Raw genomic sequence first — 25,505 nt, 5'->3', positions numbered from 1 at the left:
CTAGGCTGGGGGCCATGAGCACGGCGGACGACCTTTCCCCGGCCGAGCGCTACGCCGGCTACCGCCGCGGGCGGGAGCACCCGGTGTTCCGCGACTTCGAGAGCCTCTACACCTTCCCCCTTGACGACTTCCAGGTCCAAGCCTGCAAGGAGATCGAGGAGGGACGCGGCGTCCTGGTGGCCGCGCCGACCGGGTCGGGCAAGACGATCGTCGGCGAGTTCGCGATCCACCTGGCGCTGGCGACCGGCCGCAAGTGCTTCTACACGACCCCGATCAAGGCGCTGTCGAACCAGAAGTACAACGACCTCGTCGCGAGGTACGGCCCCGACCAGGTCGGTCTGCTCACCGGTGACAACACCGTGAACGGCGAGGCCCCGATCGTCGTGATGACCACCGAGGTGCTGCGCAACATGCTGTACGCCGGGTCCCGCACGCTGCTGGGCCTCGGCTTCGTGGTCATGGACGAGGTGCACTACCTCGCCGACCGGGCCCGCGGGGCGGTGTGGGAGGAGGTCATCATCCACCTGCCCGAGTCGGTGGCGCTGGTGTCGCTGTCCGCCACCGTCTCCAACGCCGAGGAGTTCGGCGAGTGGCTCGAGACCGTCCGCGGCGACACCACCACGATCGTGGAGGAGAAGCGGCCGGTCCCGCTCTACCAGCACGTCATGGTCGGCAAGCGCCTGCTGGACCTGTTCGCCGACTCCGACGTCGACGCGGCCGCGGGCTTCGTCAAGGAGGGCGCCCCGGTCAACACCGAGCTGCTCCGGATCGCCCGGGACGACTGGGCCAGCTCCCGCATGAAGGACCGTCGGTCGCCGCGTGGCCGCTCGCAGGCCGGTGGCCGGGGGAGCGGGGCCAAGCAGGTCGGCAACGGCCGACGGGTGTGGATCCCGAGCCGCTTCGACGTCATCGACCGGCTCGACCGGGAGGGGCTGCTGCCCGCCATCGTGTTCATCTTCAGCCGGGTCGGCTGCGACGCCGCCGTGACCCAGTGCGTCAACGCCGGGATCCGGCTCACCTCCCCGGAGGAGCGCGACGAGATCTACGAGTTCGTCGAGGCCAGCTGCCGCAAGCTCCCCGACGAGGACCTGCACGTCCTCGGCTACCACGACTTCCTCGACGGCCTCACCCGTGGCGTGGCCGCCCACCACGCCGGCATGCTCCCGGCGTTCAAGCAGTGCGTGGAGGAGCTCTACGTCCGGGGCCTGTGCAAGGTGGTGTTCGCCACCGAGACCCTCGCCCTGGGCATCAACATGCCGGCGCGCACGGTCGTGATCGAGAAGCTGTCGAAGTGGAACGGCGAGACGCACGCCGACATCACGCCGGGGGAGTACACCCAGCTGACCGGCCGGGCCGGGCGCCGGGGTCTCGACGTGGAGGGGCACGGTGTCGTGCTCTGGCAGCCGGGCATGAACCCGCGCGAGGTGGCCGGCCTGGCCTCCACGCGCACCTACCCGCTGCGCTCGTCGTTCCGGCCGTCGTACAACATGGCCGTCAACCTCGTGCACCAGTTCGGCCGCGAGCGCTCCCGCGAGCTGCTCGAGCAGTCCTTCGCCCAGTTCCAGGCCGACAAGGCCGTCGTCGGGCTGGCCCGGCAGCTGCGCAAGAGCGAGGACGCCCTCGAGGGGTACCGCGAGGCCGCGACCTGCCACCTCGGCGACTTCATGGAGTACGCCGCGCTCCGGCGTCGGATCAGCGACGTCGAGAAGAACGCGGCCCGGGCCCGCAAGGCGGACCGGCGCGAGGAGGTGCTGGACTCCCTGGCGCGGCTCAAGCCCGGTGACGTGATCGATGTGCCCGCGGGCAAGTTCGCCGGGTACGCCGTCGTCGTGGATCCCGGCATGTCCGCGGAGGGGCCGCGTCCGTACGTCGTGACCGCCGACCGCCAGGCGCGCCGGCTCGCGTTGATGGACTTCCCGACGCCCGTGGAGGCGATGACGCGGCTGCGGGTGCCGAAGAACTTCAACGGGCGCAACCCGCAGATGCGGCGCGACCTCGCCTCGGCGCTGCGCTCGCGCACCCACGACCTGGCCCCGCCGTACCCGGGCAAGGGCGGCGGGCGCGGCGGCACCAAGGCGCCCCTGGACTCCGGGACCGAGCGCGAGGTCAACCGGCTGCGCAGCGAGCTCAAGGCGCACCCGTGCCACGGCTGCCCCGAGCGCGAGGACCACGCCCGCTGGGCGGAGCGGTGGTTCAAGCTCGACCGGGACGCCAAGACGCTCAAACGACGGGTCGAGCAGCGCACCAACACGGTCGCCCGCCAGTTCGACCGGGTGTGCGAAGTGCTCACCGCGCTCGACTACCTCGAGGGTGACACGGTGACCCCGCGCGGGCGCTACCTGCGCCGGATCTACTCCGACGTGGACCTGCTCGCCGCGGAGTGCCTTCGCCACGGGCTGTGGGACGACCTGATGGCCTCGGAGCTGGCCGCCGCGCTCTCGGTGCTGGTGTTCGAGGCGCGCCGCCCCGACGACGCCACCTCGCCGCGGATCCCCGGTGGGGCAGTGCGCGAGGCGGTCGGCGAGATGGCGCGGCTGTGGGGGGAGCTGGACGCGCTCGAGCGCGAGCACCGGCTCGACTTCCTGCGCCCGCCCGACATGGGCTTCGCGTGGGCGGCCTACCGGTGGGCCGAGGGCGACGAGCTCGACGACGTGCTGGGCTCCACCGACCTCGCGGCCGGCGACTTCGTGCGCTGGATGAAGCAGCTGCTCGACCTCGCCGGACAGGTCGCAGACGCGGCCGGGGACCTGCCGCTGCGCAGCACCGCCCGCGACGTGGTCGACCGGATCCGGCGCGGCGTCGTCGCCTACTCGGGGCTGACCGACTGACCCTGTGCGTTCCCGCAAGAAACCCTCAGGACTCGCTCAACCGTCTGGTCCGGCGGCATCGCCGCTCCTACGCTGGGGCCGTCCAGGAAACCGGTGATCCCCTGTCATCGGTTTCCGGTCAGGCCGGTGGCCGCCTCACCCCCGTAGGCGGCCACCGGCCGCCATTTGCGGTCGTTACCGGCCGGCTCCGCGCACGGCGTCGGCGACCGGGACGTCGCCGCCGACCAGGTTCCACTGGCCGCCGACCGAGGCCTCGTCGTCGAGGACCGCCGCCACCGTCGCCGCCACGTCCGCACGGGGTACGTCGCCGCGCGCGACGTCGTCTCCCAGCGCCACCCGGCCGGTGCCCGGGTCGTCGGTGAGGCGGCCCGGCCGGAGGATCGTCCACGCGAGGTCACTGTCCCGCAGGGCGGCGTCGGCGTCGCGCTTCGCCTCGACGTACGCGCGCCACACGTCGCCGGTGTCCGCGGGCAGCGCGTCGTCCACGCCGATCGCCGAGACCTGCACGAACCGGGAGATCCCGGCCTTCCGCGCGCCCTCGATCGACTTCAGGCTGCCCTCGAGGTCCACGGTGCGCTTGCGCTCGATGTTGCCGTCCGGGCCGCCACCCGCGGCGAAGACGACCGCGTCGCATCCGTCGAACGCCGCCGCAAAGGCGTCCGCGTCCTGCCCCTCGAGGTCGAGGATCCGGACCTCGGCGCCCAGCCCCTCCAGCTCGTCGCGGTACTCCTCGCGCCGGACCAGGGCCCCGGGCTGGTGCCCGGCCCGGACCAGCTCAGGATGGAGATGGAGGGCCACCTGGCCGTGGCCGCCGACGATCGCGATTCGACTCATGCGCCCCACGGTACGAGGCCGGTGGGCGCCGCTGCCGGGTCGAGCCGGGCGGCTCAGGCGCGGCTGAGGGCCTCGACCAGGCGCTGGACGGGGCTCTCCAGGCCGAACCGCTGGGCGAGGTCCAGCACCGCGTCGGGGTCCCGCGGCGTGCCCGGGAGCCGGGTGTCGGCGGCCCCGAGATCGAGGTCGCGGGCCACGGCCACCACGGTCGGGGCGACCTCGAGGTAGTCGGCGGCCTGCTTGAGCTTGCCGCGCGGGCCGGGGCCCATGTCGGAGTCCGGGTCGAGGGCGGCGGCGACGATGCCGTCCATGTCGCCGAACCGGTTCAGAAGGGTGGCGGCGGTCTTCTCGCCGACACCGGCCACACCGGGGAGTCCGTCGGAGGCGTCGCCGCGCAAGGTCGCGAAGTCGGCGTACTGGCGGGCGTCGATGTCGTACTTGGCGCGGACCCAGTCGTTGGTGACGCGCTCGTGCCTGCCGACGCCGCGGGCGATGTAGAGGACCCGCACGTCCGCCTCGTCGTCGACGAGCTGGAAGAGGTCGCGATCGCCGGTGACGATGTCGACCGGCCGGCCGGCCCCGGTGGCGAGGGTGCCGATCACGTCGTCGGCCTCGTAGCCGTCGGCGCCGAGCACGCAGATCCCGAACGCCTCCAGCACCTCGAGCATGATCGGGATCTGCGCCTCGAGGGGATCGGGGACCTCCTCGATGTCGGGGGCCGACTCGACCTCCTGCTCGACGCGGTGCGCCTTGTACGACGGGAGCAGGTCGACGCGCCACTGCGGCCGCCAGTCGTTGTCCCAGCAGCAGACGAGGTGCGTGGGCCGGTAGTCGGCCACCAGGCGGGCGATGAAGTCGAGGAGCCCGCGCACGGCGTTGACCGGCGTACCGTCCGGCCCCTTGATCTCCGGCACGCCGTAGAAGGCGCGGAAGTACATCGATGCCGTGTCGAGCAGCATCAGGCGGCCCTGTTCATCCCTCGTCACGAGCGGCATCCTGTCACGTCGCTGCCGCTACGCTGTGGCGCGTGACCCAGTCCGAGGTGGAGAGCACCGACCGCAGGATCCTCGAGCTGCTGGCAGCCGACGGGCGGATGTCCTTCACCGACCTCGGCAAGGCCACCGGCCTGTCGACCTCGGCCGTGCACCAGCGCGTCAAGCGGCTCGAGTCGCGCGGGATGATCCGCGGGTACGGCGCCACGATCGACCACGAGCAGCTCGGCCTGCCGCTCGCGGCGTTCATCTCGATCCGCCCGATCGACCCCTCCCAGCCCGACGACTCCCCGGAGCGGCTCCAGGGCATCCGCGAGATCGAGTCCTGCTGGTCGGTCGCGGGGGAGGAGTCCTACATCCTCAAGATCCGGGTCCCCACCCCCGCCGACCTCGAGGACCTGCTCGCCCGGATCCGCTCCGCCGCCAACGTCGCCACCCGTACCACCATCGTGCTCTCCACGCCGTACGAGAACCGCTCGGTGGTGTAGGGCCCGCCACTTTCACCGGACCCGCCCGGTGAAAGTGCCGCCCACTACCTCAGTACGCCTGCAGCGCGGCGGTACGCCGCGAGGCCTCGGCGACCTCGGCCGCCTTGAGTGCGGAGGCGTCGAGGTCGGCGTGCTGGGCCCACCACTGCTGGCCGGACTCGGGGAGGGTGTGGATCGGGTCGTAGTACTCGAAGGTCCGGTTCAGGGCCTCGGAGTCGGCGGCCTCGATGGAGGTGCGGTAGTTCTTGGTCCAGTAGGAGATGCCGCGCTCGGTGTCGTAGTCGGCCAGCTGGTGCACCCAGCGCTTGCCGACGAACGGCACGTCGCAGACGATCCGCGGGGTGGCGAAGCCGGGCAGGTAGCCCATGATGTGGTGCTGCAGCCGCTGCGCGTCGGCCACCGAGACCCGCCAGTGCTCCGAGAACGGGATCATGTCGCACATGTAGAAGTAGTACGGCATGATCTGCGCGCCATCGAGCAGCCGGAAGCACAGGTCGAGCAACGCGTCCGGGTCGGCGTTCACGCCGTTGAGCAGCACGCCCTGGTTGCGCACGTCGCGGATGCCGGTGTCCAGCATCGTCCGGGTCGCCCTCGCCACGAGCGGTGTCACCGAGTTGGCGTGGTTGGTGTGGGTGTGGATCGCGATCGACACGCCCCGCGCGCGGGCCACCGTGGCCACCCGCTCCATGCCGCGCACCACGTCGTCCTGCAGCCAGTGCTGGGGCAGGCCGATCAGGGCCTTGGTGGCGAGCCGGATGTCGCGGATGTTCTCGATCTCGAGCAGGTTGGTCAGGAAGTCCTCGAGCCGCGGCCACGGCATGTTCGCGACGTCGCCGCCGGAGACCACCACGTCGCGCACGGACGGCGTACGCCGCAGGTAGTCCATCATCTCGCCGAGCCGGTCGTTGGGCTTGCCGGCGAACTTCAGCTTGTCGATCACCGGCGTGGAGTTGCCCACGAGGTCCATGCGGGTGCAGTGGCCGCAGTACTGCGGACAGGTCGGCAGCAGCTCGGCCAGCACCTTGGTGGGGTAGCGGTGGGTGAGGCCCTCGGCCACCCACATGTCGTGCTCGTGCAGGGAGTCGCGGGTGGCGTGCGGGTGCGAGGACCAGTCCGTGCGCCGGTCCGAGAACACCGGGATCATGTAGTGCCGGATCGGGTCGGCGTAGAACGCCTCGGTCAGCGACCCGGGCCCGGCCGGCACCTCGTGCGGCACCATCGTGTTCATCATCTGCGGCGGCACCAGCATCGACATCGTGGCCCGCTCGGCCTGGTCGCGCTCGAGGTCGGCGTAGAACCTCTCGTCGAGGAGGTCGCCGAGCAGCTCCCGCAGCTGGCGCACGTTCTTGACGCAGTGGGCGCGCTGCCACTGCACCGACTCCCACTCCTCAGCGGTGACGTCCTTCCACCCCGGGAACCGGGTCCAGTCGGGCTCGACGAGCTCGACCCGCTGGTAGGGGTAGGGCTGGCCGGTCTCCAGGCCGATGCTGGTCTCGATGCTCATGAGGCTCCTCCGATGAGGGGGTACGTCGTGTGGTGCGGCGTGTCAGTTGCGGGCGTGTTTGTGTGAGCCACGCCTCCTCTGCCAGAGTACGAGGAGAATGTGCGGCACGTCCAATAGCGCGCCGCAAGACTTCCTGCCAGCGGCCCTTGAAGACGGAGGACTCACGGTCATGACGGCCCGAAACAGCGATCCCACCGGCCTGCACCGGGTCCTGGACGAGACCGTGGTGCTGCCTCAGGCGGCACGGCGGCTCGACACCCGCCACGAGCTCTGGCCCGACGAGGTCCGGATCCGGGTGGAGAAGCTCAACCTCGACGCCGCGTCCTACCGCCAACTCGAGCGCAAGCACACCGCCGGCGACGGCTCCGTCGACCACGGCGCCATCCGGGCCGAGGTCCTCGACATCGTCGCCACCCGGGGGAAGATGCAGAACCCGGAGACGGGCTCGGGCGGCATGCTCGTCGGCACCGTCGAGGAGGTCGGCCCCGACTCGCCGCTCGGGCTGCGGCCCGGCGACCGCGTGGCCACGCTCGTCTCCCTGACGCTGACCCCGCTGGTCATCGAGGACGGCCTCCGCGACTGGGACGGTCGCGGCGAGCAGGTGCCCTGCGAGGGGTACGCCGTGCTGTTCGGCCGCTCGATCGCCGCGGTCCTCCCCGACGACCTGCCGGCCGACCTGTCCCTCTCGGTGATGGACGTCTGCGGCGCGCCCGCGCTCACCGCCCGCGTGGTCGAGGGGTACGACGCGCCCACGGTCGCGGTGATCGGCGGGGGAGGGAAGTCGGGCTCCCTCAGCCTGGCCGCCGCCCGTCGCGCCGGCGCGGGCCGGACCATCGGCGTCGTGCCGCACGAGCGCGAGGCCGCGCGGCTGCGCGAGGCCGGCCTCGCCGACGAGGTCGTCATCGCCGACGCCCGCAACCCGATCGGCCTCCGCGACGCGGTCACGGCCGCCGGCGGCCCCGCCGACGTCACGGTCGTGTGCGTCGACGTCCCTGGCTGCGAGGGCGGCGCGATCCTCGCCACCGCCGACCGCGGCACCGTCATCTTCTTCTCGATGGCCACCTCGTTCTCGGCCGCCGCGCTCGGCGCCGAGGGCCTGGCCGCCGACGTCACCATGCTCGTCGGCACCGGCTACACGCCCGGCCACGCGGCGCACGCGCTGGAGCTGCTCCGCGACAACGCCGGGGTGCGCCGGCTCTTCGAGGCGCGCCTGGCGCACGAGGCGCCGGCGTGACCCGCCTGCTGCTGCGCAACGGGATCGTCCACGACGGCCGGCCGGGCCGCCGCGCCACGGCCCTGGCTGTCGAGGACGGCCGGATCGTGTTCACCGGTGACGACGCCGCGGCGAACGCCTACGAGGGCGCCGACGAGGTCGTCGACCTCGCCGGCGCCCTGGTCACCCCGGCGTTCGTGGACTCGCACGTGCACACCGTCCGCACCGGCTTCGCGCTGACCGGCCTCGACCTGGCGGGGACGAGCAGCCTGACCGGCACGCTGGACGCGCTCGCCACCCACGCCGTCGGGAACGACGACGCCGGCGTGCTGGTCGGCCAGGGCTGGGACGAGACCGACTGGCCCGAGCGACGGCCGCCCACCGGCGACGAGCTCGAGCGGGCCGCCCCGGGGCGACGGACCTACCTCACCCGCGTCGACGGCCACTCCTCGGTGGTCTCCCCGGCGCTGGCGACGCTGGTCCCGGGCCTGGACCAGCTCGACGGCTGGACCCCCGACGGTCGGGTCGAGCGGGACGCCCACCACGCGGTCCGGGCGACGCTGGAGAGCCTGATCGGACCGGAGGAGCGCCTCGACGCCGCCCGCGCCGCGTGCCGACGGATGGCCGCCCGGGGCATCGTTGGCTTCCACGAGAACGCCGCGCCGCACATCGGGCCCGAGCACGAGATCGAGATGGTCCGCCGGGCCGCGGCGGAGGTGGGCCTGCGCGCCACCGTCTACTGGGGAGAGCTGCTCGCCGTCGACACCGCCAAGCGGCTCGGGGTCGCCGGCCTGGCCGGGGACCTGATCGCCGACGGCGCCTTCGGCTCCCGCACCGCCGCACTGTCCGCGCCGTACGCCGACCGCCCGGAAAGCTGCGGGCACGCCTACGTGGACGCCGAGCAGGTCCGCGACCACGTGGTCGCCTGCACCGAGGCGGGGATCCAGGCCGGCTTCCACTGCATCGGCGACGCCGCCCTCGAGGCGATCCGGGAGGGCTTCGAGGCCGCGGAGCGGCTGCTCGGCACCGAGCGGATCGCCCGCGCCCGCCACCGGCTGGAGCACGTCGAGATGCCCGCCCCCGCGATGGTGCAGGCGATGTCGCGCCTCGGGGTCGTCGCGAGCGTCCAGCCGATGTTCGACGGCCTGTGGGGCGGACCGGACGGCATGTACGCCGCGCGGCTGGGCGAGCGCTGGCGGGCCACCAACCCGTTCCTGACCCTGGAGTCGGCGTCGGTCCGGCTGGCCTTCGGCTCCGACTCGCCGGTCACGCCGCTGGGCCCGTGGGCGGCGGTGCAGGCGGCGGCGTACCACCGCCACGACCAGCAGCGCCTGCCCGTCGGCCTCGCCTTCCGCGCCCACACCCGGGGCGGCGCGTTCGCCGCCCACGACGACGAGGGCGGCTCGCTGCACCTCGGCGCACGCGCCGACCTGGCGGTCTGGGACGTCCCCGGCGGCCTGGGCGACGACCACCTTCCCCACCTGGACCCCGGGACCGAGCTGCCACGGCTGCGGCGCACGGTCTCCGCGGGCCGGACCATCCACCTCGACGAGGACGCCGCATGAGTCGCAACAAGCAGGGCAAGCTCGATCTCGACCCCACCACCGTCAAGCAGGCCCGGTCGCTGGCCCGCAAGGCGGGGCGGCCGATCGTGACGATGGCCAAGAAGCACACCACCGTCGCCGTCGAGCGCGCCACGCTGCGCCTGGCCGGGCTCGAGGGAGCCGACCCCGAGGGGACCCCCTGGGTCAACCGGCTCCTCGACGTCGTCCGCGCCGACGTCGGCCTCGAGCACGGCGTCGCGCTGCCGGTGTGGGACGCGTTGCTGCGCGGCGAGGCGGACGACCTGGCGACGCTCGCGCAGAAGGCCTCCGCGGGCTCGGTGACCTTCCGGCTCCCGGAGGGCCGGGACGCCACCCGCGCGACCACGGCCAGCCGCAAGCAGGTCGGCGTCGGCATCCGGCGGATCGACGCGCGCCGCAAGGAACGGGACCGGCTGATCCGGAAGTGGGGCGACGCGCCCCGCAAGCCGTGGATCTACCTCATCGTCGCGACCGGCGACATCTACGAGGACATCCCGCAGGCCCAGCAGGCCGCCCGCGAGGGCGCCGACATCATCGCGGTGATCCGCTCGACCGGGCAGAGCCTCCTCGACTACGTGCCCGAGGGCGCGACCCGTGAGGGCTTCGCCGGCACCTACGCCACCCAGGAGAACTTCCGCCTGATGCGGGCGGCGCTGGACGAGTCGAGCAAGGAGCTCGGCCGCTACGTGCGGCTGACCAACTACGCCTCCGGGCTGTGCATGCCGGAGATCGCGGCGCTGGCCGGCATGGAGCGCCTCGACATGATGCTCAACGACTCGATGTACGGCATCCTCTTCCGCGACATCAACCCGGTCCGCACCTTCGTCGACCAGCGTTTCAGTCGCCAGGTCCACGCCCGGGCGGGGATCATCATCAACACCGGTGAGGACAACTACCTCACCACCGCCGACGCCGTCGAGGCCGCGCACACGGTCACCACCAGCCAGCTGCTCAACGAGTACTTCGGCAAGGAGGCCGGTCTCGAGGACGGGCAGCTCGGACTGGGCCACGCCTTCGAGATCGACCCGGACATCCCCGACTCGTTCCGCATGGAGCTCGCGCACGCGCTGCTCGCCCGCGAGCTGTTCCCGGATGCGCCGCTCAAGTGGATGCCGCCCACCCGGCACATGACCGGCGACGTGTTCCGCGGCAACCTGCTGGACGGCTTCTTCAACCTGGCCGGTGCGCTGACCGGGCAGGGGATCCTGCTCGTCGGGATGATGACGGAGGCCGTGGTCACGCCCTGGCTCTCCGACCGGGACCTGGCACTGCAGAACGTCCGCTACGTGATGAACGCGGCCGGCAACCTGCACGAGGACTTCCGGCCCGCCCCCGACGGCTACATCGCCAACCGGGCCCGGCAGGTGCTGGCCGAGACGATCGACCTGCTGGACCGGATCGTCTCCGACTCCGACGCCGCCGGCGACCCGCCGCTGCTGGCCGCGATCGCCGACGGCACCTTCGGCCTGATGAAGCGTCCCGCCGACGGCGGACGCGGGCTCGACGGCGTCGCGCGGAAGTCCGGCGCCTACTACAACCCCGCCACCGAGATGCTGGAGGAGAAGTGATGGTCTCGACAGGCTCGACCGCCGAGGGCCGCATCGTCAGGCCGTACGGCGACACCACCGGCGACGGCATGGTGCAGCTGAGCTTCACGCTCCCACTCAGCTCGCTCGGGGCGGACAAGAAGGTCGCCGAGGGGGCCGCGGCCCAGCTGGCCAACAAGATGGGCATGGACCCGGCGCTGGTGGTGCACGCCAGGCCGATGGGCCCCGACTTCACGTTCTTCGTGGTCTACGGCCGCGTCCACCACCTCGTCGACACCGGCAAGGTGGAGGTGGTCGAGCGCGACTACCCGCTGCTGACCCCCAAGGAGGCCAACGCGGCCGTCAAGCGCTCGATGCGGCGACGGCTGACGATCGTGGGGGCCTGCATCGGCACCGACGCGCACACCGTCGGCATCGACGCGATCCTCAACATCAAGGGGTTCGCGGGGGAGAAGGGCCTGGAGTACTACCGCGAGCTCAAGGTCGTGAACCTCGGCGCGCAGGTGTCCGTGCCCCAGCTCGTCGAGCGGGCCCGCGCCGAGAAGGCCGACGCGGTCCTGGTCTCCCAGGTGGTGACCCAGCGCGACGCGCACCTGCTGAACACCCGCGAGATGTCGGCCGCCTTCCGCGAGGCCTACCCGGCGGACAAGCGACCGCTGCTGATCGTGGGCGGCCCGCGCTTCGACGAGACGATGGCCGCCGAGCTCGGCGTCGACCGCGTCTTCGGGCGGGGTACGACGCCCGGCGAGGTGGCCAGCTACCTGGTGCACCGGCTCACCCCCCGGCCGGACCAGCAGCCAGAGCGGAAGGCGTCCTGATGTCCGGAGCAACCGTCGGCGCGCGCGTGGTGCACCGTCGCTACGTGCCCTACTCCCACGCCCACTACGCCGGCAACCTCGTCGACGGGGCCTACAGCCTCGGCCTGTTCGGTGACGTGGCCACGGAGATGTGCATCCGCACCGACGGCGACGAGGGCCTGTTCGCGTCGTACTCCGACGTGCAGTTCCGCGCGCCCGTCCGGGCCGGCGACGTCCTCGAGATCACGGCCACGCTCGTCAAGGTCGGCACCCGGTCCCGGGTGATGGAGTTCGCGGTCCACGTCGTCGCACGCGGCGCCGCCACGGACGCGCGGCCCGGGGCGGCGGACCTGCTGGAGGAGCCGATCCTGGCCACGAGCGCGACCGGCACCGTCGTCGTCCCGGGATGACCACACCCCGTCGGCGCGTTGCGCGCGACACGCCGGAGCAACACCGGAAAACTTGGCAAAATCCTTGGATTCCGCCCCCGCCGCTGACCTGCGCCTTCTAGTGTTTCCGCTGGTCAACGGGTGGTTGACAGCCACCCGTCTGACGATCCACTGTGTCCCGTCCGCTCGTGCAGATCGTGGCCGGTGGACCGTCGTCCGAGTGGCCGAGTCGGAGGGTGGGGTGCCAATCACCCTTCCGACCTGGTTCGCGGAGGACGGTCCGCTCCACGAGGGTGGACACGGAGGGGATCCGGACCCCCTAGACAACAGCCCGACCCCGGCAGCCTGTCGGTCTCGGGTTGGTCCGAAGGGTCCGGGCCCCCTCCGCAGATCTGCAGGTACCTTTGCCACCGTGCTCCTCCGGACGTCCCTCGCGCTGGTGGCGGGCGTCGTGCTGGCGCTGGCCTTCGAGCCGGTCGCTGCCGCCTTCCTCGTCCCGGTCGCGGTCGCCGGCTTCGTGCTCACGACCCGCGGCCTCCCGGCGGGACGGGCGTGGATCCCGGGGCTCGCGTTCGGGGTCGGCTTCTACTTCGTGCTGATCTTCTGGATGCGCGCCGTCGGCACCGACGCGTGGATCGCCCTGGCCGGGATCGAGGCGCTGTTCTACGGCCTGCTGGGCTCCGCGACCGCCGTGCTGACCCGTCGGCGCGCCTGGCCGCTGTGGTTCGCCGCAGCCTGGGTGTCGATGGAGGTGATCCGCAGCTCCTGGCCGTTCAGCGGCATGCCCTGGGGGCGGCTGGCCTTCGCCACCGTGGACACCCCGGTCGCCGACGCGCTGGCGTACGTCGGGTCGACCGGCGTCAGCTTCCTGCTCGCGCTGCTCGGCGCCCTGCTGGCCCAGCTGGTGCTGGTCCGGGGGAGGAACCGCTGGGTCGCGGCGGCCGTGCTCGCCGCGACCTGCCTGGTGGCGGTGGTCCCGGCGCTGGCGCCGTACGAGCCGCAGATGGACGGCCGGACGACCGTGGCCGCGGTCCAGGGTGACGTGCCCGGGAACGGCGACGACATCCTGCTCGACTTCCGCCAGGTCACCCAGAACCACGTGGACGCCACCGTCGACCTCGCCGCCGACGTGGCCGCCGGCCGGGTGCCGCGGCCCGACTTCGTGGTCTGGCCGGAGAACTCCACGGCCGTCGACCCGTTCACCGACGCACAGACCGACGCGGGCATCCGCACCGCCTCCAGCGCCATCGGGGTGCCGATCCTGGTCGGCGCCATCGTCGACGCCGGGCCGCGCAACGTGCTCAACCAGGGCATCGTCTGGGACCCGGGAACCGGCGCCGCCGACCGCTACACCAAGTGGCACCCGGTGCCCTACGGCGAGTACATCCCGTTCCGCCGCTTCTTCGACGGCAAGAACTTCGGGCGGCTCGCGCTGATCCCGCGGGACATGCTCAGCGGCACCCGCACCGACCCGCTGCGCATCGCCGGGATCCGCGTCGCCGACGCGATCTGCTTCGACGTCGCCTACGACGACGGCCTCTACGCCCAGGTCGGCAACGACGCCCAGCTGCTCACGGTGCAGACCAGCAACGCCACCTTCATCCACACCTCCCAGATCGACCAGCAGTTCGCGATCAGCCGGCTCCGCGCCATCGAGACCGGCCGCTGGGTGGTGGTGGCGGCCACCAACGGCATCTCCGGGATCATCGCCCCCGACGGCAGCGTGACCGACCGCGCGGGTGTCCGCACCCAGGACGTGCTGGTGCACAGCGTCGGCCTGGGCACCGGCACCACCCCGGCGGTGCGGCTCGGCGCGTGGCCGGGTCGGGTGTTCGTCGGGGTGACGATTCTGGGTCTCGCGCTGGGCCTGCTGCCGTATCGTCGTAACCGGCACTCTGTCCGCTCCGAGCGGGCGCCGCGGCGTCCGCTGCGTGCCATGTCCCCGGAATGAATGAGGCAAAGCCCGTGAGCATCGAGGGTCTCGGACGCGTCGTCGTGGTCATCCCGACCTACGACGAGGCGTCGAACCTGGCCTGGATCGTGGACCGGCTCCGGCGTGCGCAGCCGGGGATCGACGTGCTGGTGGTCGACGACGACTCGCCGGACGGCACCGGCCGGATCGCCGACGAGCTGGCGGCCGCCGACCCCCAGGTCGACGTGCTGCACCGCACCGCCAAGGGCGGTCTCGGCGCGGCGTACCTGCACGGCTTCGCGCACGCGCTGGACGCCGGCTACGACGTGATCGGCGAGATGGACGCCGACGGCTCCCACCAGCCCGAGCAGCTGGTCCGGCTGCTCGAGGCGCTGCTCCACGCCGACCTGGTCATCGGCTCGCGCTGGGTCCCCGGCGGCTCGGTGGTCAACTGGCCGGCCTCGCGGGAGCTGCTCTCGCGGGGCGGCAACCTCTACGTGCGGCTCCTGCTCGGCATCAGCGTCCGCGACGCCACGGCCGGGTTCCGGCTGTTCCGCCGCACGACGCTGGAGAAGATCGACCTCGCCTCGGTGCGGTCGACCGGGTACGTATTCCAGACCGACCTGGTGGCCCGGACGCTCGCCGCCGGCCTCACGGTCCGCGAGGTGCCCATCGAGTTCGTGGAGCGGGTCCGGGGCGACTCGAAGATGAGCGGCGCCGTGGCCGCCGAGTCGCTGAAGCGGATCACGGTGTGGGGGCTGAGCGAGCGTACGGCGCAGGCGCGCCGGGCGCTGCGGCGGAGGCGACCGTGACCCGGCGGCGCAGCACCCTCACCTGGGTGCTGTTCGTCGCCTTCGTGATCGTGCCCATCGCCGAGATCTACGTCCTCATCCAGGTGGGGCAGGTCATCGGCCCGTGGTGGACGATCCTGCTGCTGGTCCTCGACAGCATCTTCGGCAGCTGGCTGATCAAGCGCGAGGGCGGCCGCGCCTGGCAGGGCCTCCGCACCGCGCTCGAGAGCGGCCGGATGCCGGCCCGGGAGCTGGCCGACGCGGCGCTCATCCTCGTCGGCGGGACCCTGATGCTCAGCCCGGGCTTCGTGACCGACGTCTTCGGGATCCTGCTCATCCTGCCGTTCACCCGGCCGGCCGCACGACGGCTGCTGACCCGGATCGTCACCCACCGGCTCCTGGCCCCGAACGCACGACGCCCCGGACCTGGATCCGGGGGATCCGTGGTCCGGGGCGAAGTCGTCGACGAGTGACCGGGCGTCACCCGCCCGGACGTTCTAGGCGGACGCCTTGCGCTTCTTGGCGTTGGCCCGGTGCAGGTGCGCGGGGCCGATCTCGCCGCCGCGCAGCAGCTCGAGGCGCTCCTTGAGGATGTCCTCAAGCTCCTTCTCGGAACGCCGCTCCAGGAGCATGTCCCAGTGCGTGCGCGCCGGCTTCTCGTTCTTGGCCTCCGGCTGGATGCCGGCGACGCTCAGCGCCTCGGCGCCGCAGCGCGGGCACTCCCAGACTGCCGGGATCTCGGCCTCGACCGACATCGTGATCTCGAACTCGTGTGCTTGCGGACAGCGGTAGCCAACCTGCTGACGAGCCGCGAACTCGATGCCGCGCTCGTCCTCGAAGCTCTGGCCCCCCAGACGCGCCCCACGAAGTGTGCGCTCTGCCATTGAGCCACCTCCCAAATCCTTGTAACCCCCGTTGACATGACTGAGACGGTCCTCAGCCCGAGCCGTGACGCCCTACGGACACGTACCCGAGGTGTGGTGCCTCAATCCGTTCAACGGTAGTGGGAGTGAGATGATTCCGACAATCGCGCGGTATGGCCGCACTCACACCGTCCCACCCGTCACTCAGACCACGCGCGGCACCTCGTTGCCGGCCTCGGCGATGCCGCGACGAGGGTCGACCCGATGGAGCAGCAGGCCACCCACGACGAAGAACACGACCAGCGCGAAGATCGCCGGACGGTAGGAGTCCGTCCACTGGTGCACCAGGCCGAAGACCAGGGTCCCCAACCAGCTCGTCCCGCGCTCGCACGCCTGGTAGAGCGAGAAGTACTCCGCCTCCCGGCCGCGCGGGATCAGCTGGCTGAAGAACGACCGGGACAGCGCCTGGGTGCCGCCCAGCACGAGGCCGATCCCCACGGCGAGGGCGAGGAAGAGGGGCAGGTTCTTCTCGGGGATGAAGTAGCCGACCGTGACCACCAGCATCCACATCACCAGCCCGCCCAGGATCACCCGGCGACTGCCACGGGAGGCGGCCAGCCTGCCGAACAGCAGTGCCCCGAAGAACGCCACGAACTGGACCAGCAGAATCGTGGCGATCAGCACCGAGGTGTCGAAGCCGAGCTGCTTGTCGCCGTAGACCGAGGCGGACGCGATCACGGTCTGGATGCCGTCGTTGTAGAACAGGTAGGCGAGCAGGAAGGTCAGCGTCATCGGGTAGTTGCGCATGTCCCGGAGCGTGGCGGCGAGCTGGCCGAAGCTCTGGCGGACCAGTCCTCCGGGCTCCCGCTCGACCGCGGTCGGCTGCCGGTTGCGGATGCCGCGGTAGGGGATGACCGTGAACGCCGCCCACCACACGGCCGCGGAGAGCATGCTGAGCCGCACGGCCAGGCCCGTGTCGATGCCCAGCGAGTCGTGCAGCGTCACCACCGCCAGGTTGACCGCGAGCAGCAGCCCGCCGCCGAGGTAGCCCAGCGCCCAGCCCCGCGAGGAGACCCGGTCCCGCTCGTCGGGGAGCGCGATCTCGCACAGGATCGCGTCGTACACCACCAGCGAGGAGCCGAGGCAGATGTTGGCGACGAGCAGCAGCACCACACCGAGCTGCCAGTCGGAGCCGGTGACGAAGAACATCAGTCCCGCGGCGATGCTCCCGGCCCAGGCGAACCCGGCCATGATGGCCTTCTTGCGCGCCGAGCGGTCGGCGGCCGCACCCACCACCGGGAGCAGCAGCGCAGACACGATCGTCGCCAGCGTGATCACGTAGAAGACCAGCGAGCCGGGGGAGACGGCCAGCCCGAGGACGTGGAGGTTCGCCTCGCACTTGAGACCCTTGTCCTCGTCGGTGACGAAGCCGCAGGCCGCCTGCTCGGCCACCGAGGTGAGGTACGGCGCGAACAGCACCGTGGCGATGGTGGTCACGTAGGCGCTGTTGGCCCAGTCGTACCAGTACCACGCCTTCTGCTCCCGGGCCCGCGCGAGCGGGGTCAGGTCGGCGAAGCCCGACGGTGCCGTCACGGCTCCTCCCTCCACTGGCCACGCTCGGTCAGCACGTCCCTGAGTATGTCGGTGCGATCGGTGAACAGGCCGTCGACACCACGGTCGAGGAGCTCGTGCATCTCATCGGGATCGTCGATGGTCCACACGTGCACCGGCTTGCCGGCGGCGTGCGCGCGTCGTACCAGCCCGGGCGTGACCACCGTCCACCGCCCGCGCCGGTGGGGGACCTGCAGCGCCGCGACCCGGCGCCGGGTGAGCCGGTCGGCCAGGGGCCCGCTCGGCAGCACGCGGAACGCGAGCACCTCCAGCGGGTGCGCGGACGTGGGGACCCGGCCCCGGGTCAGGGTGCGGAAGGCGTTCAGCCGGCGCGGCGAGAAGCTCCCGACGAGGACCCGGTCCCAGAGGCCACGTGCGGCGACCAGCTCGGCCAGCGGCGCCACGGCGCCGTCGGACTTCAGGTCGATGTTGAAGCGGGACCGCGGGAAGGCGTCGAGCAGCTCGCGCATCGTCGGCACCCGCTCCTGCCCTCCGATGAGCGCCTCGGCCACCTCGGCGTGGGTCAGCTCGACGATCGCGCCCCGACGGTCGCTGACCCGGTCGAGCACCTGGTCGTGGAAGGCCAGCAGCACCCCGTCCTGCGTCACGTGCACGTCGGTCTCGAGGTACTCGAACCCGAGGTCGACCGCGTGCTGGAAGGCGGCCATCGTGTTCTCCAGCCCCTCGATGTCGGGGTGGTAGGCGCCGCCGCGGTGGGCGAAGGCCAGCACCCCGTCGGGGCGGCGCAGCGCCTCGTCGAGGTAGGGGTAGCCGGTCGGGGGAGAGCTCACCTGCTGAAGTATTGCGGCTCCCGGCCCACGACCTTCGCCGACCTCGGCGCGGGTCCCCGCCGGTCACCGGGGGAGAGGGGTACCGTCGCGACCATGGAGACCCTGAACTGCCCGCGATGCGGCACCGAGATGGTCACGCGGACCCTGGGCGGCTCCGCCGGCGACGGCGAGGTCAGCCAGTGCCCCGAGGGCCACGGCGTGTTCCTGGCCCGCGCCGACCTCGGCAGCCTGATCGAGGCGGAGACCGACTGGCACCGCAACGCCAGCCAGCACACCGCACCGCTGCCGCGCATCACCGCCGACATGACCGCGCCGCCGGCCTCCCGCACGCCTGCGCGCGCGTGGGTGGAGACCCTCTTCGGCTGACACGTCCCTCGCTGGTCGAACTCGGTGGTCGAGCTTGTCGAGACCACACCCCGGTGGTCGAGCTCACGCCCCGGTGGTCGAGCCTGTCGAGACCACTCACCCCGATGCGGGCCGGCCGGTCCGTCCGCGTGCCAGTGCAGGCAGGTCCTCATAACGGCCTTCGATCAGGGCCCTGCACTTGGCGCGGCTCCAGTTCTGGACTTTCTTCTCGAACCAGAAGGCCTCGCCGATGTTCTCGAATTGATGACTCCAGACAAGGCGGACGGGAAGACGGCATCGCGTGTACGCCGATCCCTGCCCAGCGACATGCTGTGCCACCCGAAGCTCGAGGCTCCGGGTGCTGCCCACATAGAGCGTGCCGTCAGCACACTCGAGGATGTAGGTGAAGGCCATGCCTGCAGCGTGATCTACGGCGAGCCCCTCGACAACCGGCCCTGGGCCGACCTGTGGACAACCCCCGTGGTCTCGACAAGCTCGACCACCGACCAACCCGTGGTCTCGACAAGCTCGACCACCGACCAACCCGTGGTCTCGACAAGCTCGACCACCGAGGCCGCTGGCCACGCTCCCGGGGTCAGATGTCCCGGAAGGGCTCGATGTTGGCGCCGAGCAGGTTGAGGCGCTCGGCCAGGTCCTCGTAGCCACGGTGGATGACGTACGTCGAGCGCAGCACCGAGGTGCCCTTTGCAGCAAGCATGGCCAGCAGGATGACCACGGCCGGCCGCAGCGCCGGCGGGCAGACGATCTCGGTGCCGGTGAAGGAGGTCGGGCCCTCGATCATCACCCGGTGCGGGTCCAGCAGCTTGACCTGGGCGCCGAGCTTGTTGAGGTCGGTGAAGTAGATCGCGCGGTTCTCGTAGACCCAGTCGTGCAGCAGGGTCTGACCTTCGGCCACCGCCGCGATGACCGCGAAGAACGGCAGGTTGTCGATGTTGAGCCCCGGGAAGGGCATCGGGTGGATCTTGTCCAGCGGAGCGTGCAGCTCCGAAGGCTTCGTGGTGAGGTCGACGAGGCGGGTGCAGCCGTTGCGGGCGGCGTACTCCTCGGAGCGGTGGTACTGGAAGCCCATCTCCTCCAGCAGCGCCAGCTCGAGCTCGAGGAACTCGATGGGCGCCCGGCGGATGGTGATCTCGGACTTGGTCACGATCGCGGCGGCCAGCAGCGACATCGCCTCGATCGGGTCCTCGCTGGGGGCGTAGTCGACGTCCACGTCGATCGTGGACCGGCCGGTGACCGTCAGCGTGGTCGTCCCGACGCCCTCGACCTCGACGCCGAGCTTGCGCAGGAAGAAGCACAGGTCCTGGACCATGTAGTTCGAGGACGCGTTGCGGATCACGGTGGTGCCCGGGTGCAGCGCCGCGGCCATCAGCGCGTTCTCGGTGACGGAGTCGCCGCGCTCGGTCAGCACGATCGGCCGCCCGGGCTCGATGGCCCGGTTGACGTTGGCGTGGTAGCTGCCGTCGGTCGCCTTGACCTCGAGGCCGAAGGGCCTCAGCGCGGACATGTGCGGCTCGACGGTGCGGGTGCCGAGGTTGCAGCCACCGGCGTAGGGGAGCTCGAAGGTGTCGGCGCGGTGCAGCAGCGGGCCGAGGAACATGATCACCGAGCGGGTACGACGGGCCGCGGCCTCGTCGATGTTGCCCAGGTCGAGGTCCTTGGGCGGGATGATCTCCAGGTCGTTGTCGTCGTTGAGCCACTTGGTGTGGACGCCCAGGCTGCCGAGCACCTCGAGCAGGCGGTTGACCTCCTCGATGCGCGCGACCTTGCGCAGCGTGGTGCGTCCGCGGTTGAGCAGCGAGGCGCACAGCAGCGCGACTCCGGCGTTCTTCGACGTCTTGACGTCGATGCTCCCGGAGAGCGTCGTGGGGCCGGACACCCGCAGGTGCGTGGGTCCCGCGCCGAGCGCCACGATCTCGGAGTCGAGCGCGGCACCGATCCGCGCCAGCATCTCGAGCGAGAGGTTCTGGTGCCCCTTCTCGATCCGGTTGATCGCGCTCTGGCTGGTGGCCAGCAGCTCGGCCAGCTGGTGCTGGGTCAGGCCGCGGTGCTTGCGTGCGTCGCGGATGAGATTGCCGATCCGGCCCTTGTAGCCCTCAGTCATGCCAAACAAGGTAACTCATATATGAGATACCGCAACATCGCCATGCCGGGGGCCGCGAACGCGTCGATCCACCACCATGCAGCACGTCACCGGTCTGGTGCAAGGATCGGGCCCATGCGTGCAACGACCATCCATGCCCCCCGTGACATCCGCGTCTCCGACGTCCCCGAACCCACGATCACCGCCCCCACCGACGCCGTCATCAAGGTGACGGCCGGCTGCATCTGCGGCTCGGACCTGTGGCCGTACCGCGGCGAGAACGACATCGACGCGGGCGCGACGATCGGGCACGAGTGCGTCGGCGTGGTCGAGGAGGTCGGCTCCGAGGTGACCTCGTTCAAGCCCGGCGACTTCGTCATCGTGCCGTTCGACCACTGCGACAACACCTGCGCCCACTGCCGTGCCGGCATGCAGGCGGCCTGCGAGAACCTCGGCTTCACCGTCAGCGGTCAGGCCGAGTACGCCCTGGTCACCCAGGCCGAGGGCAGCCTCGTCAAGACCGACGGGGTGCCCGACGCGTCGCTGGTCCCGTCGCTGCTGACGCTGTCCGACGTGATGGCCACCGGCTGGCACGCGGCGGTCGCCGCCGGCGTGCGTGAGGGCGGCACCGCCGTGGTCGTGGGCGACGGCGCCGTCGGGCTGTGCGGTGTCCTCGCCGCGGCCACCATGGGCGCCGAGAAGGTCATCGCGATGTCCCGCCACGAGCCCCGCCAGGCGATCGCCAGGCAGTTCGGCGCGACCCACGTCGTCGCCGAGCGTGGCAAGGAGGGCGCCGAGCTGGTCAAGGAGATCACCGGGGGAGTGGGCGGCGACGCGGTCCTGGAGTGCGTCGGGAACGACGCCGCGATGCAGCAGGCGTTCGCGGTCGCGCGCCCCGGTTCCACGGTCGGCTTCGTCGGGGTCCCGCACGGCGTCGAGCTGCCGATCCGCCGCATGTTCCAGAAGAACATCGGTCTCGCGGGCGGCATGGCGCCGGTGCGCCAGTACCTGCCGGAGCTGCTGAAGCTGGTCCAGGACGGCGCGATCAACCCGGGCCTGGTCTTCGACAAGACGCTGCCGCTCGACCAGGTCGCCGAGGGCTACCGGGCCATGGACGAGCGCGAGGCCATCAAGGTGCTGATCCAGCCCTGACGGCACCGGCCCCGGGGTCGCGCGCGTTCCCGGCCCCGGGGCCGACCGTTCCCTCGTCGGCGTGGGTGCCGAGCGAGTAGGTTGCGGACGCGGCGCCACACCCCGGCGCCGGGATCTTGCGAGGAGGGCGTCATCAGCAGCTCACTGGTCCTGGGACCGCTCGTGCGGTACGTCGACGACACCTCCGCCACCATCTGGGTCGAGACCGCCGAGGCGGCCCGGGTGACGGTGGCTGCGGGGGAGCGGACCGCGACGGCACACACCTTCGGCGTGCACGGGCACCACTACGCCCTCGTCGAGGTGACCGGCCTCGAGCCCGGCACCCACACGCCGTACACCGTGGACGTCGGGGCGCAGCGGGTGTGGCCGCCGACCGAGGGGGAGGGCGCGGCCTTCCCGCCGTCGGTGATCGCCACGCTGGAGCCCGGCAAGCCCCTGCGCCTGGCCTTCGGCTCCTGCCGCGTCAGCGTCAGCCACGACGAGGCGGGCAACAAGTCCTTCGGGATCGACGCGCTGCGCAGCTACGCGCTGCGGATGGCCGGGCTCACCGACAGGGCCGCCGACGAGGACGAGCGCTGGCCCGACCTGGTGCTGTTCCTGGGCGACCAGGTCTACGCCGACGAGACCAGCGAGGCGATGCAGGAGTTCATCGCCGCGCGCCGCTCGCTCGACGAGCCGCCGGGCGAGGAGCTGAAGGACTACGAGGAGTACGCCCACCTCTACAAGCTCGCCTGGAGCGACCCGGCCAACCGCTGGCTGCTCGCGACGCTGCCGAGCGCGATGATCTTCGACGACCACGACGTCCGCGACGACTGGAACACCAGCTGGTCGTGGCGCCGGAAGATGGAGGCCACCGACTGGTGGCACGACCGGATCGTCGGCGGCCTCGCGTCGTACTGGGTCTACCAGCACCTCGGGAACCTCGGGCCCCGGGCACGCGCCGAGGACGCGCTCTGGCAGCGGATCGCGTCGTACGACGGCGACGGCGAGCTCGACATCAGCGACGCCCTGGACGAGCTGGCCGACCGGGCCGACCAGGAGCCCGAGAGCTACCGCTGGAGCTTCGCCCGCGACTTCGACACCCAGGCGCGTCTCATCGTCGTCGACTCGCGGGCCGCGCGGGTGCTCAGGCCCGACGCCCGCTCCATCCTGGACGAGGAGGAGATGTCCTGGCTCGACGACCAGATGCAGGGCGGCTTCGACCACCTGCTGATCGGCACCTCGCTGCCGTTCCTGATGGCACCGGGGCTGCACCACGCCGAGGCCTTCAGCGAGGCCATCGCCCAGGGGGCCTGGGGGAAGACCGTGGCCCGGTTCGGCGAGGTGGTGCGCCAGGCCGCGGACCTCGAGCACTGGGCGGCGTTCGAGCAGGGGTTCCGGCGGGTCGCCGAGCTTACCCTCGACGTGGCCGCCGGCAACCGGGGCAGGGCGCCCTCGACGATCACCTACCTCTCCGGCGACGTGCACCACAGCTACGTCGCGGAGGCCGGCCCCGACCCGCACGAGCGTCGACAGGTGGCGAGCCGGATCCTGCAGGCGGTGTGCTCACCCATCCGGAACCCGCTGCCGCGGTTCATGCACGCGGTCACGGCCGGTGCTGCCCGGCGCTCGCTGGGTGTCGTGGGGCGGGGCCTGTCGCGGGCCGGCCGGGTGCCACGGCCGCCGCTGGCCTGGGAGGTCACCCACGGGCCCTGGTACGACAACAACTTGGCGGTCCTGGAGCTGCGTCCGGCCGGGATCCGGATGTGGTGGACGGCCGGCGAGGTCGTCGACGGACGCCAGGACCGGCCGGTGCTGCGCCGGGTCGCCACGGTGGAGATCGACGGCTGATAGTCGCGGTGTGACGCTCAGGCGCGCGCCATCGCGACCAGCCCGGGCATCGTGACCGGTTCGCAGTCGCAGGCGTCCCCACACGCGAGGTAGGTGTGGAGGGCGTGCCCGCACTGCGGGCACGGCATGTCGTGCGACAGGTGCACGCTCGTGTGCCCCTGGCTCTCAGCGGTGTCCCACATGGCTCTTACCTGCCCTCGCGCGATCGTCGGTCCCCCAGGACGCGCGGGCGAGTCGGCCCTCCGGCGTCTGCTCGACGCCCCGGACCTCGACCCCCACTCGTCGCTTCGACCATAGGGACGGCCTCTGGCGCCGGGGCGCGAACACGCCGCACATGCCGCAGGTGGGGGAGCAGAATGACCCGTTCGGACCATGGTGGGACGGGCGTTCGACCCAGTCCCCACTGCCTCAGACGGGCGGTTCGTTGAGCTCGAGGATCTCCCGCTTCTCGGCGTTGGTGAGGTCGGACTCGGCGAGCACCTCCTGCAGCACCCCCGACTTCCGCGCGATGTAGGTGTCGATGTCCATGCCGGGATCCGCGGCGAGGGCCAGCTTGACCGCGGCGTACTCGTCCCGGAGGTCCCGCCGCCGGCGCAGCACGTCACGCACCGCCAGGTGGTTGCGCACGTGCAGCGTGCCCGCGGCGCAGACGTACACGTGGCGCGGAGGCCCCTCGTCCGGCGCGCGGAAGGCTTCGCGCCCGGGCACCCCGAGATCGCCCCGGTGCGCGTACCCGAGGCCCCCGACGGCACGCACGGCGGCGGGCACGTCGTCGGGAGCGACGATGACGTCGATGTCGAGGACCGGCTTGGCGGCGAGCCCGGGCACGGAGGTCGAGCCCACGTGCTCCACGACGGCGCCCGGCAGCCCGGCGACGGCTCGCCTCAGGTCCGCGGCGACGCGTTCGAACTGCTGCGGCCAGTCGTCGGAGTACGGCACCACCACGATCGTCACGGGGCGTGATCCTCGCAGACCGCGCGGTCCGTGACGCGGCGCGGCGGCCACCCCGCGACGTACCATCCGGGTGTGACCAGCAGTCCTGTCCCGGCGCAGCGGCTACGGGACCTCGCGCTGCTGCGGCGAGTCCGCGACCGGATCGACCGGGAGTACGCCGAGCCGCTCGACGTCGAGGCGCTCGCCCGCGGCGTACACATGTCGGCCGGGCACCTCAGCCGCCAGTTCCGGCTCGCCTACGGCGAGTCGCCGTACAGCTACCTGATGACACGCCGCATCGAGCGCGCGATGGCGTTGCTGCGTCGTGGCGACCTCAGCGTCACCGAGGTCTGCTTCGCGGTGGGCTGTGCCTCGCTGGGCACCTTCAGCACCCGCTTCACCGAGCTTGTCGGCATGCCGCCGAGCACCTACCGCGCCGAGGCGGCACGGGCGACCGCAGGGGTGCCGGCGTGCGTGGCGAAGCAGGTGACCAGACCGGTCAGGAATCGAGAAGCGACGAGCCGGAGCCGCACCTAGCGTGGCCGTCATGGACATCACCATTCACACGACCGTTCTCCCGCACGTCGACCCGGACGCCTCCGTCGCGTTCTACCGCGACACCCTCGGCTTCGAGGTCCGCACCGACGTCGGCAGCGGCACCATGCGGTGGATCACGCTCGGCCCCGCGGACCAGCCCGACACGTCCCTCCTGCTCGCGCCGCCGGCCGTCGACCCCGGCATCACCGACGACGAGCGCCGCACCATCGCCGAGATGATGGCCAAGGGCACCTACGGCTGGATCCTGCTGGCCACCAAGGACCTCGACGACACCTTCGAGCGCGTGCAGGCCGGCGACGCCGAGGTCGTCCAGGAGCCGGTCGACCAGCCCTACGGCATCCGCGACTGCGCGTTCCGCGACCCGGCCGGGAACCTGGTCCGCATCCAGGAGCTGCGCTGAGGTGCGGCCTCACCCGGGCAGGGACGCGAACGGCACGGCCACG

25 protein-coding genes are annotated in these 25,505 nt (G+C 71.7%); 15 read left to right on the top strand and 10 right to left on the bottom strand.

Features of this window, described 5'->3' with window-relative positions; translation table 11 throughout:
• The first annotated feature begins 14 nt into the window (after positions 1-14).
• Positions 15-2,828 carry a DEAD/DEAH box helicase gene (locus tag ABD268_RS16165; protein WP_344154434.1) on the top strand — a complete coding sequence of 938 codons (2,814 nt, stop codon included), beginning with the start codon at positions 15-17 and terminating at the stop codon, positions 2,826-2,828.
• Between the two features lie 174 nt (positions 2,829-3,002).
• Here the strand turns inward: ABD268_RS16165 and ABD268_RS16160 are convergent, their stop codons facing one another.
• Both ABD268_RS16160 and ABD268_RS16155 read right to left on the bottom strand, forming a co-directional pair.
• Complete coding sequence (locus ABD268_RS16160) at positions 3,003-3,662, bottom strand: SDR family oxidoreductase (protein ID WP_344154431.1); 660 nt, start codon at positions 3,660-3,662, stop codon at positions 3,003-3,005.
• Positions 3,663-3,715: 53 nt separating this feature from the next.
• Positions 3,716-4,621, bottom strand: coding sequence for a 5'-3' exonuclease (locus tag ABD268_RS16155; RefSeq protein WP_425573744.1), 906 nt, complete (start codon positions 4,619-4,621; stop codon positions 3,716-3,718).
• A 68-nt stretch (positions 4,622-4,689) separates the two neighbouring features.
• Between ABD268_RS16155 and ABD268_RS16150 the strand changes: the two genes are divergently transcribed.
• A complete protein-coding gene (locus ABD268_RS16150) occupies positions 4,690-5,142 on the top strand; it encodes an Lrp/AsnC family transcriptional regulator (protein ID WP_425573740.1) in 453 nt (150 codons plus the stop codon).
• A gap of 49 nt (positions 5,143-5,191) precedes the next feature.
• On the opposite strand, the gene ABD268_RS16145 is transcribed toward ABD268_RS16150, so the two are convergent.
• Positions 5,192-6,646 (bottom strand): KamA family radical SAM protein, encoded by a 1,455-nt coding sequence (locus ABD268_RS16145; RefSeq protein ID WP_344154425.1) that lies wholly within the window; start codon positions 6,644-6,646, stop codon positions 5,192-5,194.
• A gap of 169 nt (positions 6,647-6,815) precedes the next feature.
• On the opposite strand from ABD268_RS16145, the gene kdd reads away from it, so the two are divergent.
• The 8 genes from kdd (at position 6,816) to ABD268_RS16105 (ending at position 15,351) form a co-directional block, all read left to right on the top strand.
• A complete protein-coding gene (gene kdd / locus ABD268_RS16140; RefSeq protein ID WP_344154422.1) occupies positions 6,816-7,880 on the top strand; it encodes an L-erythro-3,5-diaminohexanoate dehydrogenase in 1,065 nt (354 codons plus the stop codon).
• Positions 7,877-9,424 (top strand): amidohydrolase, encoded by a 1,548-nt coding sequence (locus ABD268_RS16135; RefSeq protein ID WP_344154419.1) that lies wholly within the window; start codon positions 7,877-7,879, stop codon positions 9,422-9,424. Before kdd ends, ABD268_RS16135 begins: the two co-directional genes overlap by 4 nt.
• Positions 9,421-11,010, top strand: a complete 1,590-nt coding sequence (gene kamD, locus ABD268_RS16130; RefSeq protein ID WP_344154416.1) for a lysine 5,6-aminomutase subunit alpha — start codon at positions 9,421-9,423, stop codon at positions 11,008-11,010. The genes ABD268_RS16135 and kamD overlap by 4 nt, the downstream gene beginning before the upstream one ends.
• Positions 11,010-11,807, top strand: coding sequence for a lysine 5,6-aminomutase subunit beta (kamE, locus tag ABD268_RS16125; RefSeq protein WP_344154413.1), 798 nt, complete (start codon positions 11,010-11,012; stop codon positions 11,805-11,807). Before kamD ends, kamE begins: the two co-directional genes overlap by 1 nt.
• Positions 11,807-12,196, top strand: coding sequence for a 3-aminobutyryl-CoA ammonia lyase (gene kal / locus ABD268_RS16120; protein ID WP_344154410.1), 390 nt, complete (start codon positions 11,807-11,809; stop codon positions 12,194-12,196). The genes kamE and kal overlap by 1 nt, the downstream gene beginning before the upstream one ends.
• Positions 12,197-12,587: 391 nt before the next feature.
• Positions 12,588-14,126, top strand: a complete 1,539-nt coding sequence (lnt, locus tag ABD268_RS16115; RefSeq protein ID WP_344154407.1) for an apolipoprotein N-acyltransferase — start codon at positions 12,588-12,590, stop codon at positions 14,124-14,126.
• Positions 14,123-14,899, top strand: a complete 777-nt coding sequence (locus ABD268_RS16110; protein ID WP_425573739.1) for a polyprenol monophosphomannose synthase — start codon at positions 14,123-14,125, stop codon at positions 14,897-14,899. Before lnt ends, ABD268_RS16110 begins: the two co-directional genes overlap by 4 nt.
• Positions 14,896-15,351, top strand: coding sequence for an FxsA family protein (locus ABD268_RS16105; RefSeq protein WP_344154401.1), 456 nt, complete (start codon positions 14,896-14,898; stop codon positions 15,349-15,351). The genes ABD268_RS16110 and ABD268_RS16105 overlap by 4 nt, the downstream gene beginning before the upstream one ends.
• Before the next feature lie 24 nt (positions 15,352-15,375).
• Here ABD268_RS16105 and ABD268_RS16100 read toward each other — a convergent pair whose 3' ends face one another.
• The 3 genes from ABD268_RS16100 to ABD268_RS16090 form a co-directional block, all read right to left on the bottom strand.
• Positions 15,376-15,762: an RNA polymerase-binding protein RbpA gene (locus tag ABD268_RS16100; protein ID WP_344154397.1), complete on the bottom strand. Its 387-nt coding sequence runs from the start codon at positions 15,760-15,762 to the stop codon at positions 15,376-15,378.
• 183 nt (positions 15,763-15,945) lie between these two features.
• Positions 15,946-17,334: an MFS transporter gene (locus ABD268_RS16095; protein ID WP_344154394.1), complete on the bottom strand. Its 1,389-nt coding sequence runs from the start codon at positions 17,332-17,334 to the stop codon at positions 15,946-15,948.
• Positions 17,331-18,143, bottom strand: a complete 813-nt coding sequence (locus ABD268_RS16090) for a glycerophosphodiester phosphodiesterase family protein (RefSeq protein ID WP_344154392.1) — start codon at positions 18,141-18,143, stop codon at positions 17,331-17,333. The genes ABD268_RS16095 and ABD268_RS16090 overlap by 4 nt, the downstream gene beginning before the upstream one ends.
• Before the next feature lie 93 nt (positions 18,144-18,236).
• On the opposite strand from ABD268_RS16090, the gene ABD268_RS16085 reads away from it, so the two are divergent.
• Positions 18,237-18,509 (top strand): TFIIB-type zinc ribbon-containing protein, encoded by a 273-nt coding sequence (locus ABD268_RS16085; RefSeq protein ID WP_344154389.1) that lies wholly within the window; start codon positions 18,237-18,239, stop codon positions 18,507-18,509.
• 96 nt (positions 18,510-18,605) lie between these two features.
• On the opposite strand, the gene ABD268_RS16080 is transcribed toward ABD268_RS16085, so the two are convergent.
• Both ABD268_RS16080 and ABD268_RS16075 read right to left on the bottom strand, forming a co-directional pair.
• Complete coding sequence (locus ABD268_RS16080; protein WP_344154386.1) at positions 18,606-18,902, bottom strand: GIY-YIG nuclease family protein; 297 nt, start codon at positions 18,900-18,902, stop codon at positions 18,606-18,608.
• A 181-nt stretch (positions 18,903-19,083) separates the two neighbouring features.
• Entirely contained in the window at positions 19,084-20,610 is a 1,527-nt protein-coding gene (locus ABD268_RS16075) for a helix-turn-helix domain-containing protein (protein WP_344154383.1), read from the bottom strand.
• 114 nt (positions 20,611-20,724) lie between these two features.
• Here ABD268_RS16075 and ABD268_RS16070 point away from each other — a divergent pair, with 114 nt between their 5' ends.
• Both ABD268_RS16070 and ABD268_RS16065 read left to right on the top strand, forming a co-directional pair.
• Positions 20,725-21,741 (top strand): zinc-dependent alcohol dehydrogenase family protein, encoded by a 1,017-nt coding sequence (locus ABD268_RS16070; RefSeq protein ID WP_344154381.1) that lies wholly within the window; start codon positions 20,725-20,727, stop codon positions 21,739-21,741.
• 81 nt (positions 21,742-21,822) lie between these two features.
• The gene (locus tag ABD268_RS16065) at positions 21,823-23,571 is read left to right on the top strand and encodes an alkaline phosphatase D family protein (RefSeq protein WP_486348106.1); all 1,749 of its coding nucleotides are present in this window, start codon (positions 21,823-21,825) and stop codon (positions 23,569-23,571) included.
• Positions 23,572-23,588: 17 nt separating this feature from the next.
• Here the strand turns inward: ABD268_RS16065 and ABD268_RS16060 are convergent, their stop codons facing one another.
• Entirely contained in the window at positions 23,589-23,753 is a 165-nt protein-coding gene (locus tag ABD268_RS16060) for a hypothetical protein (protein ID WP_344154375.1), read from the bottom strand.
• A gap of 226 nt (positions 23,754-23,979) precedes the next feature.
• Positions 23,980-24,525, bottom strand: coding sequence for a GrpB family protein (locus ABD268_RS16055; RefSeq protein ID WP_344154372.1), 546 nt, complete (start codon positions 24,523-24,525; stop codon positions 23,980-23,982).
• A 72-nt stretch (positions 24,526-24,597) separates the two neighbouring features.
• Here ABD268_RS16055 and ABD268_RS16050 point away from each other — a divergent pair, with 72 nt between their 5' ends.
• Together ABD268_RS16050 and ABD268_RS16045 are read left to right on the top strand one after the other, a co-directional pair.
• A complete protein-coding gene (locus ABD268_RS16050) occupies positions 24,598-25,041 on the top strand; it encodes a helix-turn-helix transcriptional regulator (protein WP_344154369.1) in 444 nt (147 codons plus the stop codon).
• Between the two features lie 10 nt (positions 25,042-25,051).
• Positions 25,052-25,462 carry a VOC family protein gene (locus tag ABD268_RS16045; protein ID WP_344154366.1) on the top strand — a complete coding sequence of 137 codons (411 nt, stop codon included), beginning with the start codon at positions 25,052-25,054 and terminating at the stop codon, positions 25,460-25,462.
• The last annotated feature ends 43 nt before the right edge of the window (positions 25,463-25,505 follow it).

The organism is Nocardioides koreensis (assembly GCF_039531775.1).
Classification (GTDB): Bacteria; Actinomycetota; Actinomycetes; order Propionibacteriales; family Nocardioidaceae; genus Nocardioides; species Nocardioides koreensis.
The sequence above is the reverse complement of the archived record's forward strand: the minus strand, read 5'-3'. Positions and strand labels throughout refer to the sequence as shown.